This window comes from Sulfurovum sp. (assembly GCF_049668085.1).
Taxonomy (GTDB): Bacteria; Campylobacterota; Campylobacteria; order Campylobacterales; family Sulfurovaceae; genus Sulfurovum.
Window position 1 is genome coordinate 1 of the sequence record NZ_JBATIY010000050.1, and the last position, 11,311, is coordinate 11,311.

At 39.2% G+C, this 11,311-nt stretch carries 9 protein-coding genes; 8 read left to right on the forward strand and 1 reads right to left on the reverse strand.

Features of this window, described 5'->3' with window-relative positions:
• From WBM70_RS03325 to WBM70_RS03360, 8 genes are all read left to right on the forward strand, one after another.
• Positions 1-243 (forward strand): DUF1214 domain-containing protein (locus WBM70_RS03325; RefSeq protein WP_424557088.1); only part of this gene is annotated, 243 nt, incomplete at its 5' end.
• 127 nt (positions 244-370) lie between these two features.
• On the forward strand, positions 371-1,798 hold the full coding sequence (locus WBM70_RS03330; RefSeq protein WP_424557089.1) for a DUF1254 domain-containing protein: 1,428 nt from the start codon (positions 371-373) through the stop codon (positions 1,796-1,798).
• A gap of 14 nt (positions 1,799-1,812) precedes the next feature.
• On the forward strand, positions 1,813-2,631 hold the full coding sequence (locus WBM70_RS03335) for an acid phosphatase (RefSeq protein ID WP_424557090.1): 819 nt from the start codon (positions 1,813-1,815) through the stop codon (positions 2,629-2,631).
• A 21-nt stretch (positions 2,632-2,652) separates the two neighbouring features.
• Complete coding sequence (locus tag WBM70_RS03340; RefSeq protein ID WP_424557091.1) at positions 2,653-3,999, forward strand: carbohydrate porin; 1,347 nt, start codon at positions 2,653-2,655, stop codon at positions 3,997-3,999.
• A gap of 169 nt (positions 4,000-4,168) precedes the next feature.
• Positions 4,169-5,032 (forward strand): transporter, encoded by an 864-nt coding sequence (locus tag WBM70_RS03345; protein ID WP_424557092.1) that lies wholly within the window; start codon positions 4,169-4,171, stop codon positions 5,030-5,032.
• A gap of 76 nt (positions 5,033-5,108) precedes the next feature.
• Positions 5,109-5,624 (forward strand): hypothetical protein, encoded by a 516-nt coding sequence (locus tag WBM70_RS03350; RefSeq protein WP_424557093.1) that lies wholly within the window; start codon positions 5,109-5,111, stop codon positions 5,622-5,624.
• Between the two features lie 233 nt (positions 5,625-5,857).
• Positions 5,858-9,295: a mechanosensitive ion channel domain-containing protein gene (locus WBM70_RS03355; RefSeq protein WP_424557094.1), complete on the forward strand. Its 3,438-nt coding sequence runs from the start codon at positions 5,858-5,860 to the stop codon at positions 9,293-9,295.
• Between the two features lie 11 nt (positions 9,296-9,306).
• Positions 9,307-10,557, forward strand: a complete 1,251-nt coding sequence (locus WBM70_RS03360) for a phospholipase A (RefSeq protein WP_424557095.1) — start codon at positions 9,307-9,309, stop codon at positions 10,555-10,557.
• Positions 10,558-10,718: 161 nt separating this feature from the next.
• Here WBM70_RS03360 and WBM70_RS03365 read toward each other — a convergent pair.
• On the reverse strand, positions 10,719-11,311 hold a 593-nt coding region (locus tag WBM70_RS03365), incomplete at its 5' end, for a hypothetical protein (protein WP_424557096.1).

The window sequence follows — 11,311 nt, forward strand, 5'->3', positions numbered from 1 at the left end:
GATGGATTTTTAATCAAGAATCCTATCGACCGCTATTCAATAGGGACGTATGACGACATGAAACGGAACAAAGATGGAAGTCTAACAATCTATATTCAACATGACAGCCCCGGAAAGAAACTTGAAAGCAATTGGCTTCCAGCGCCTAACGAACCATTTTATCTGTGTTTACGGTTGTATAATGCCAAGTCAGAAGCACTAAACTTTGATTGGGTGCCCCCGGCCGTTAAGAAGATGAAGTAGAACCGAAAAACGAAGAGAGAACACTTTAAGGAGTAAAGAATTAATTATCCAATTAATAAAAAGCAATAAAACTAAAATAAATTGATAATTAAAAACTTTAATCTAAATAAAAACAAAAGGATAAAAAATGAAAAAGATCTATTTAATTGCATTGGCTGGCTTGATGATAATCTCATCTAGCTTTGCATCAGAACAAATACTTAGTGCCAAAGAGGCTACACAAATTGCTAAAGAGGCTTATATTTACGGCTTTCCTTTAGTACTCAACTACAAAACGATGTACAGTTATGCTGTTGATAAAAAATCACCTGAGTATAAAGGTGATTTTAACAAATTAGCATGTGTGGCTAGAGTATATACGCCTGAAGACAAGGCTATTATTACTCCAAATTCAGATACGCCCTACTGTATGACATGGGTAGATATGAGAGTTGAGCCAGTGGTATTCACCATTCCAGAGATAGAAGAAAAGAGGTTTTATGAAGTGCAGCTCATTGACCTCTATACACACAATGCCGCTTATATCTCTACGGTAGCGACTGGAAATGTTCCTGGTAAATACCTCCTGGCAGGACCTGAATGGAAGGGAGAAGTACCAAAAGGTATTACAAAAGTCATCCCTTTTGAGACACAATTGCTGTTCAGTATACACCGTACGCAACTCTTTAACCCAAGTGATATAGAGAATCTTAAAAAGATTCAAGATGCCTACAAGGTTGAGCCACTACATAGCTATCTTGGAACAAAAGCTCCCTCTGCCCCAGCAGCTATTGATTTTCCAAAATGGAAAGATGGGGATGAGTTTAACGCTCAGTTCTTTGCTTATTTGGACTTTATGTTAACCCTTGTCAAAACGCCAGATGAAGAGCAAACTCTTATGAAAAGATTTGCAAAAATCGGATTGGATGGTAAAGGTAACTTTGACATCAAAAAACTCTCTCCAGAGATTCAAAAAGCTTTAGAAGAAGGTGCTCAAGAGGGTCTTGCAGCTATAAAAGAGTTTGGAGCGAAAGAGTCTCGCGATCCATTAGCAAGTGCAAAAGTATTTGGTACAAGAGCATTTTTAAATAAAAGTGCAAAAGATAACTATAAATTAGATGACCTGTTTATGATTCGTGCAGTTGCTGCACAGATGGGTATCTATGGAAACTCAGGAGAGGAAGCTATCTATCCTACCTATTTGGCAGATGCAGAGGGTACTCCATTGGATGCCTCAAAAAACAACTATACCATGACATTTAAAAAAGGAGCGTTTCCACCAGTGACAGCATTTTGGTCACTTACTATGTATGATGGCAAAACGCAACTGCTTATAGATAACCCTCTGAACAGGTACCTTCTTAATTCTCCTATGATGGATCAATTTGTACTTAATAAAGATGGCTCTTTAACTTTTTATGTGCAAAAAGAGTCTCCAGGTAAAGATCTAGAATCAAACTGGTTACCTGCTCCAGATGGACCTTTTTATGCCGTCTTGAGACTTTATGGTCCAAAAACAGAGGCACTTGAAGGTAAATGGACAGCTCCAGCACTTGTAAAAGTGTCAAAAGATTAAATAAAAGGCTGAAAATGATTTACAAAAATATTGCATCAGTACTATTGATAAGTACAGTTTTTCTGTGTGCGAAAGACAACAGTTTAACGTCCAAAATACCAGAGGTGAAACCAGGTATTTTACAGGGGTATTTGGATACTAAAACGCTTCCAAATTCCCTCAACTTGATCCCTATAGCACCTATACAAGGTAGTGCTGCTCAGAAACTTGATAATGCTATCAGTGAAAAGTATCTTGCATTGCAGGGAACACCACGATGGGAAATGGCTTCAAAAGATGCTGATCTAAGTTTTCCAAATGCAGCACAAATATTTTCCTGTGCTTTAGGTGTACCTGTCAATGAAGAGCAGACACCACATCTTTATCTGCTACTGCGGCGTACAGTGGCCGATGCAGGACTAGCAACCTATACAGCAAAAAATTATTATCAGCGTGTCAGACCTTTTATGCTCAACAGAAAACCTATCTGTACACCTGATGAGAGAGAAGCATTAGAAAATGATGGCTCACACCCCTCAGGTCATACAGCTATAGGTTGGGCTTGGGCGTTGATCCTTGCTGAAATAGTACCAGAACATGCTGATACGATATTGGCAAGAGGTAGAGCTTTTGGTGAAAGCCGGATCATCTGTAATGTGCATTGGCACAGTGATGTAGTAGAAGGACGTTTTGTCGGTGCTTCTGTTGTCGCAAAACTCCATTCAGATCCTCAATTCTTATCTGATCTGGAAGCGGCTAAAAAAGAGCTTGCTTTTCTTTATAAAAAAGGTGTAAAATCTCCTAATGATTGTAAATTTGAGAGTGATGCATTGGCTCTCACTAAAGAAAAATAACCAAATAAAAAGGAATATATTATGAAAAAAACTACTTTGTCACTTATCTCTATACTGGCATTAAGTCATTTCACTTATGCAGGCGGTGAGATTGTACCCGTAGAGCCGGCAGAAACAATTGAGGTAAAACCCAGTGGCCTCCTGCCACTGATTGATTATAGTGGTAGTTTGACCGAACGTTCCCATCTTTTGGGTGACTTGGGAGGTAGCCGTTCTGATTGGGCAGCGAAGGGATTTAGCTTCGATATCGATTATAATCAGTATTTTCAAGGTGTTACGGATGGTGGGCTTGATACAGGCTCTGAATATGGCGGAACCATAGACTGGAACATTAATGTTGATTTTGATCGGATGGGTCTGATTCCGGGCGGTTTGCTCCAGATGCGTGCAGTATCTCGTTATGGAAGCTCACTCAATGGCACTAGCGGTGCCCTGATCCCGGTCAATACAGATGCAGCACATCCTACGACTACCGAACTAGATGAGGATGTTACTCTCTGGCTACCTATGATCACCTATACACAATTTTTAAGCAATACATTTGCTTTGAGCATAGGAAAAATGGATATGTTTGGGTCAACGAACGAATTTGCAGGCGGCAGGGGACGGTCACAGTGGTGGAACATGAATCTAAGTATGCCTACCTCTCCGGCACTTGTAGTCCCATACAGTATGTTAGCTGTGGCTGCTGTCTACATGCCCAGTCCAAATTTAACCATTACCAGTATTGTAGGTACCAGTAGTGACACATCTAACCATTCTGGATTTGATATGTTAAATGATGAATTGACAGCGTTAATGACTCTGGAGTACAAATACAAGATTTCTGATCTTCCCGGAGGTTTTACCCTCATGCCAGGATACGGCTGGGACAATGAATTTAATGAAATTAACGGTCGTATGAACATTGAAGATGGTCAGTTAGTACCCTCCACCAAAGATAATACTTGGTTCTTTTCTGCTGATATGTGGCAATACCTATGGGTTGAAGGTGATGCAAGTCAAGCTATTGATACAGCCGACGGACGGCAAGACTTACAGGGTGTGGGTATTTTTTCCCGCATTCAAACTGCTGATAAAGATACCAATCCTGCTGACTTTTACTTCAGTGTAGGTATCAATGCCAAGGGACTCATCCGGAGTCGAGATAATGACGCGATGGGTATCGCTTACAGCTATAACAGTATAAATAAAGGGCGTTTCCTTGACTTTATCGGAATCGAAGATTCATCCACGGCTTGGGAGTTGTTCTATAACGTTGAACTTACTCCGGCCGTTCATCTGACACTCGATGCGCAGGTGGTTGATTCGGCTCTCCCTATAGATAGAGCAACGATTCTGGGAACATCTCTGCAGATGCGTTTCTAGGCATTTGGGAAGCCTTCAGGGGACACGTTTCTCATGGGGCTACGCTTAGTCAGGAGACCTTATAGCATATTAATTTCATAAGGTTTGTCTTCGAGCATAAAATTTTCGGAAAATGGATAGACAGCGCATAATGCTAAAGAGTATAATATAAAAAATAAAGGAAAACACAATGAAAACAAGAAGAACAACCAATCCACTATTGGCAACCCTGCTACTCTGTGGACTATCATGCGATGCGTTAGCGGCAGAGAGCGTCGTAGAAGAAATTGTTGAAGAAATAGCAGAGAGTACACCGAAACAGGAAAGTACCGACGAATTACGAAAAGCCGCCCAAAACCCGGTAGCCAGCATGATCTCTCTTCCTTTTCAGAACAATACGGATTTCAATATAGGTCCGGATAATAAGACTAAAAATACAATGAACATTCAGCCTGTAATACCCTTCGAGCTCAATGATGACTGGAACCTTATCACCCGAACGATCTTCCCTCTCGTTTCACAACCGGCTCTGTTCCCGGGACAAGATAGAACCTTTGGATTGGGAGATACATCACTTACTACTTTTCTTTCACCAAAAGAACCAGGTAAGATCGTTTGGGGTGCTGGACCAATGTTTCTTTTTCCGACAGCTACCGATAGTATGTTAGGCGCTGACAAGTGGGGTCTTGGAATTTCCGGGGTTGCACTCACTGTGATCGATAATTGGACCATTGGTGCACTTGCCAGTAATATCTGGTCAGTCTCGGGATCAGGAGATAATGATATCAATCTCTTTACTTTGCAGTATTTTGTAAACTATAACCTTGATGGCGGATGGTACTTGATCACTGCACCGATCAATACAGCTAACTGGGAAGCAGACAGTGACAACAAATGGACTGTACCATTGGGTGGTGGTGTTGGTAGAGTATTCAAAATCGGAAACCAGCCTGTGAATGCACAACTGTCTGCATATTATAATGTAGAGACACCAGATAATTTCGGGGCAGAATGGCAAATGAGAGCACAGATCCAGTTTTTGTTTCCTAAGTAAATGTTGATGAACTTAGTAAACGATTATCATACATTTGTATGGTACAAAATACATATCAATTAAAAGGAATCAAAAAATGGTAAGAAACAAATTAAAATCAATAGGTGCTATAGCTGCACTCTCTTCAGCATTACTTTTTAACAACTGTGTTGCCAGTGAAAAAGATTTTGCTGCTGGCGTAGCTGTTGGAGTGTTGGCAGGATCAGTGTTGGGAGTATATGATTCTCCTCGTTATTATGATAAACCATATTATTATTATGGTGGCAGATATTATTATGGTGGAGATTATCGTGATGGATATTACATTTACAATGGGAAAAGATTAGGAGACGGACATTATTATAATCAAGGACACAGATATTATAAGGGACATCGTTATCCGGCAAAATCAGGAAATTATGGTTATTACCGAAGTGATAAAGAATACAAAAATCGCCATAAATCTAATAAGAACTACCATAAGGCACAAAAGAAAGACTCAAAAAGAGATAAAAATTACAATAAACCCAATAAGCAAAATAAACAGAGTAAACCAAATAAGCAAACTAAACCAAATAAGCAAAACAAATCGAATAAACAAAAGAATAAGTAGAATAAGTAGAATTAGTAATATTTATCGGGCGTTTTCCGATAGTAATAGTTGTTGTTTTTATGCTATCCTTTGGAATATATTTATACTAATTCGTACGGTGACTATCTTAAAGTGATTGCCTTTTTGGAATCACAAATGGCTTTGCGAAACTCAGGGCATTTCTTTTGGAGCACCTTAAGAAATAAGATTGTGACGAATTGAGATACAAAAAATTGTATATATAGGGAATGGATATGAAGAGGGATAGTGTGCAGAGTTTTTTACGAATCATATTGATAACAGGAATGCTTTTTCTACTTGGTGCGCAATGGTCATTTGGGGCTGAAGCAGAAGAAAAGAGCAGTCAAGCAATATCTACTGTGAGTCCGGAAGTTCTAAAAAATCAGATAACGAAAGTTGAGACTATAGATCTCACTGATGAAGACAAGAAAAAGCTTACAGAACTTTATAATCTAGCATTGGCAAATATCGAGAATGCACAATCTTATGTAGCAGATACTGAATCCTTCAGGAAAGCCCGAAAAACTACACCTGAAGAAATGGAGAAATTGCGTAATATCCTCAAGAAGCGAGAAAAAATCTCACCTGAAAATACTTTGAAAGCTTTGGATGAGATAACACTGCCGGAACTCGTACAGCAACAAGAAAAAGAAAAGGCTGACCTGTCTGCTGTCGAAGCAAAGTTATCTGATCTTAACAATCAAATTGAGATTCAGAGTACAAGGCCTACTATTGCCAGAGAGCGATTGATTGAGCTAAAGAGACGACTCGATGCCACTATTACACCCTCTAAACCATCACCATTAGAAGGTAACGTAGCTTTAATGACACAGGCAGAAGAGTGGGTGCGAGAGACACAGACATTTGTGCTAAGTTCTGAAATCAAAATGCTGGATCAGGAACTTTTGAGTCATCAGGGCCGAATGAAGGTGCTTAAGTTAAAACAGGATGTTGCAGAGAGTAAAGTCAGAAATGTTACGACAAGAGTTCGATTAATGGATGATCTGCTCAATAAACGCCGGCTTGCAGAAGCTAAACTTGTACAGCAGCAAGTTGAGACTACAAAAGAAGAGTTGAAGGATAAACATCTTTTGGTACGTAAGCTTGCAGAGGAGAATGTTGCACTGGGTGAGAAGCTCAAAATAAGTACCCTCGATCTCGAGGATGTCTTGGCCAAAGAGAGTAATAATCGTGAAAGTGCTAAACGAATTGGAGAAAATCTAAGCAGGATCAATCAAAAACTTGAGATCGCCGGAATTAACCAGGAACTGGGTGAGGTCCTGATCAAGCAAAAACAGACACTACCTAGTATTTCTGTTATAAAAAGTGAGATAAGCCGATTAAAAAAACGTATTTCCAGCTTAGGATTAGATCAAATACAGTATGCAGAGGAACATAAGCATCTGCGTGACATTGATACCTATCTGACAGGCTACATGGAGAATATACCTCAAAATGAGGCTGATTCAATTCGTGCAGAACTTAAAGATCTTGCACTGATCCGTCAAGCACTTCTAAATCAGGTTATTGAGCTGGAATCCTCTTATTCTCGTGCATTGGGAGAACTTGATAGCTCTTTACGGAAACTCATGGATGTGGTGAAAGCCTACAATGATTTTCTGGCTGAAAACCTTCTGTGGATCCGTAGTACAAAACCGGTTAGTCTTTCTTTGTTTAAAAGCCTGCCGGAAGAACTCGAGGAGCTACTCTCTTCATCCAATTGGATCCATGTTGCTAACATTTTGGCAGAACAGTTTAAATCTACATTCTCTGTGAGTTTTTTATTCATTTTGCTTCTCGTTCTTCTCTTTATGAGAGGGTACTTCTTGGGTGCTGTAGTAGCGACAAATGAAAAAATAAGGAGTATCCGTACCGATCATTTTGGATATACTGTTCAAGCACTTGTCTTGACAGCATTGGCTTCACTGCCTTTGACACTTTTATTTATGATAACTGGTTGGCAGCTCTCATTGCTTCCTGAACCTACTGAATTCTCAAATGCCGTGTCCGCAGCTTTAATACGTGTTTCGCCCTATATTTTTTATATCTTATTTTTCACTGATTTGGCTATTCCTAAGGGAGTTGTTGTCAAGCATTTTCGTTGGTCTGCGAAGATTGCCGCCAAACTGCATAGTGAGTTAAAATTGTTGATGGTATTAATGCTTCCGGCTTTGTTTATCGTTTTTTATAGCATTACCCATGAGAGTATCGGACTTAGTGGTGCATTCACTTTTCTTGGTATATTATGTGTCAGTGGTGCTATAGGACTTTTCCTCTTCCGAACGTTCACACCTGCTGGTGGTATACTCAAAAAATATTTTGAAGAAAATGATGATCATCTTATGGTACGTCTACGATTCGTCTGGGAAAAGTTTTTTATTGCGTTGATAATCCTCATAGTAATACTGGTACTTCTTGGCTACATACATACAGCCAGCGTATTAATGTATGTCTTGTTCTTTACGATTTGGGTAATCTATGCTCTTATACTTATTCGAGAACTACTCGCACGTTGGCTTCTCTTAGTGAACCGTCGACTGGAAGTTCAAGCCATTTTAGCACGTCGAGAAGAAGCGAGATTAGCTAAAGAAGCGATGGAAAAAAACGAGGAAAATGATTCAGATAAAAATGAACATATTTTAGAGTTTGATGAACCAGAGGTTGATCTCGTTGACTTGAGTATAAGAAGCCGGAAGTTGCTCCATACCATGCTTCTCTCCGGTGGAGCAGTGGGTTTATGGTTTATATGGTCACCTCTTCTGCCTGCCTTTAATTTCTTGAACGACATGTCGCTTTGGAGTACTGAAGTGATGGTCGATGGGGTGAAAACAATGACAGCAGTTACGCTGGGAGATTTTATACTTGCTATCATCGTGATCATTGTTACTACTATTTCATCACGAGGATTGCCAGCTTTGCTAGAGTTTGTATTGTTGCAGCGCGAAGATACTACAGTCGGTGGACGCTACACGGCTACAACACTATTTCGCTATGTGATCGTTGCTATTGGAGCTCTGCTTTTTTTCAATATTATAGGTGCCCAGTGGTCTCAGATCCAATGGCTTGCTGCTGCACTTAGTGTAGGTATAGGTTTTGGATTACAGGAGATCGTGGCCAACTTTATCAGCGGTCTGATCATCTTGTTTGAAAGACCTATCAGGGTGGGAGATACTGTAACGGTAGGTACTACTACAGGTATAGTGACACGTATACAGATCCGTGCCACGACTATTACCAACTGGGACCGACAGGAACTGCTGGTCCCCAACAAGGCGTTCATCACTCAGGAACTTCTAAACTGGACATTAACTGATCCGATTGTCAGAATAGTGATTCCAGTGGGTATTGCTTATGGGAGTGATGTATCCAAAGCGATGGAACTTTTGATGGACGCTGCCCATGAAAATGATAATGTAATTGAATCACCCGAAGCATCTGTGATCTTCACGAGTTTTGATGATAATTCACTTAAGCTCACTCTGCGGGCTTTTATTTCTTCTGTAGAGAACCGTATAGGTGTCATTACAGATCTGCATCAAGCCATTAATCGCAAGTTCAATGAATCAGGTATTTCTATTGCCTTTCCTCAACGTGATGTACATTTTGATACGAGTAAACCAATCGATATTCGTGTGCATAGTGAAAATAATATTCAAGATATAAAAGAATAAGGAGTAGTAAAATGTATAAAATTGTAATTGTAGTATTTGGTCTTACTGTAGGGCTTTTGGCAAGTAAATATGCAGAAGGTATAAAGTATTATGATGATGGGGTGTATGATAAAGCTTTTCCAATTATAGTTGAAGAAGCCAAAAATGATAATAAAGCAGCGCAGTATCGTTTAGCAGAGATGTATGAGTATGGTCATGGAACACGTGTTAATCACGAAAAATCTTTATATTGGTATAAATCAGCGGCTTCTAAATACGCTACTAAACGCCCAGAAAAAGCTGTAAATAAAGATGAGTCATCTCCCACTAGCGTAGATGTAAAGCTTAGCTATATGGAGAATATGAAAGCGGGAGCTGAATTTGCCTTGGCTAAGATGGATACAGACACACCGGAAACAAAATCACTTTTGACTTCACTTTTAGATGGTGATTTTTTTGGTCTTCAACCTTATAAGGCTAACTATCTTTTACCATTTTCTTATTCTAAAGACAAACCAAATCGAGTTTCTTCACTTTATGGTAGTAATCTTCCTGCTCCTTATGACACATATGGACAAAATGCTGAAGTAGCATTTCAACTGAGTTTAAAAAAGCAGTTAACCTATGATCTTTTTGGATGGAATGAATTTATTACTCTTGCATATACGCAAAAAGTATGGTGGCAGCTTTATGATGAGTCAGGACCATTCAGAGAGACCAATTATCTACCTGAAATTTTTATGGCCATACCGAGTTCACAAAGTTTAGATGATTCTATCGGACTTAAAGCGGTAAAACTCGGTTTTATACATGAATCCAATGGACAAGAGGGATACCGCTCTAGATCATGGAACCGTCTCTATGCAACAGGATTATGGCAATGGGATAATCTATTTTTAGCAGCGCGTGTCTGGTATCGTCTAGAAGAAGATAGAAAACCAGACTGGTATTATGAACAAGACCCTGCTTATGATGTTGCAGATATACAAGCGCAAAGTGATGGAGATGATAATCCTGATATTATTGATTACCTTGGGTATGGAGATATCAAAATTGACTATCTCTATAAAAAACATCAAATTGGTCTCTTGCTGAGAAATAATTTCGACTTTGATGATAACAAAGGTGCAATAGAATTGAATTACTCATACCCACTATTTAATTCGCCTAATACCTTTATATATATGAAACTCTTTAACGGGTATGGAGAGAGTTTGATCGATTATAATGTAGATGTGACGAAAGCATCAATCGGATTTTCTTTCTCTAACGGAATTTTCTAGTAGCCTTCTTACCCTATCTACTTGAGGATAGTACCTATCCAGTTTGAAGATAAGGGTAAATTCCTTTGTGAATTTTATATCCCTTAAATATCTAAATACATACACTTTACAGTTTTTGAAATAAAACTATGGGCAGTAGTGCATTATCACTCTCTCCTTATTTATCGGCTCAACCAATAAATAAGACTTGGAATGTTTTCAAAACCAAAGTAGAAATGATCTTTACTATATTGACTTCCATCTCTTCGCACATAAGTCACTCTAAATATATCCATTAAATCAACATAAGTGTTCAACCCATAGGCACTGTCGCTCTGGTAGAAGGACCCTTCCATATTTCCAAAGAAACTTGCACCCACTCCTATCTTCAGGAAATCATCATACTCTTTATAGACACTTAGATCTCCACGTATAAAATCAGTCTGATTTGAAATAGCAACGTAAGACGCTTTTCCTTCAACTCCATTGATGATATCATCGTTTTTCATATGATAAAGCGCATAATATCCAAAGCTCAGTCCACCATTTTTCATATCTGAAGCAATTTCTCTGGGTAACATCCTTAATGCAGTACGGTAGCCTTCTTTACCTTTGTCCTCCGGTACATTAAGCGGTAAAAACTCAAATCCTCTTTTCTCTTTTAGGAAAGAAGTTGATGACCACGCTGCTAAGGCAGTTCCTGTACCAAAAGAACCTTTTTTCCCTGCCTCTGTCCGATAATTTTCCAATAGCGCAATACGTGCAATAATATGTC

Excerpts from the sequence above, each read along its gene's own strand:
- WBM70_RS03330 (WP_424557089.1), top strand. The coding sequence starts at position 371 with ATGAAAAAGATCTATTTAATTGCATTGGCTGGCTTGATGATAATCTCA.
- WBM70_RS03335 (WP_424557090.1), top strand. The coding sequence starts at position 1,813 with ATGATTTACAAAAATATTGCATCAGTACTATTGATAAGTACAGTTTTT.
- WBM70_RS03340 (WP_424557091.1), top strand. The coding sequence starts at position 2,653 with ATGAAAAAAACTACTTTGTCACTTATCTCTATACTGGCATTAAGTCAT.
- WBM70_RS03345 (WP_424557092.1), top strand. The coding sequence starts at position 4,169 with ATGAAAACAAGAAGAACAACCAATCCACTATTGGCAACCCTGCTACTC.
- WBM70_RS03350 (WP_424557093.1), top strand. The coding sequence starts at position 5,109 with ATGGTAAGAAACAAATTAAAATCAATAGGTGCTATAGCTGCACTCTCT.
- WBM70_RS03355 (WP_424557094.1), top strand. The coding sequence starts at position 5,858 with ATGAAGAGGGATAGTGTGCAGAGTTTTTTACGAATCATATTGATAACA.
- WBM70_RS03360 (WP_424557095.1), top strand. The coding sequence starts at position 9,307 with ATGTATAAAATTGTAATTGTAGTATTTGGTCTTACTGTAGGGCTTTTG.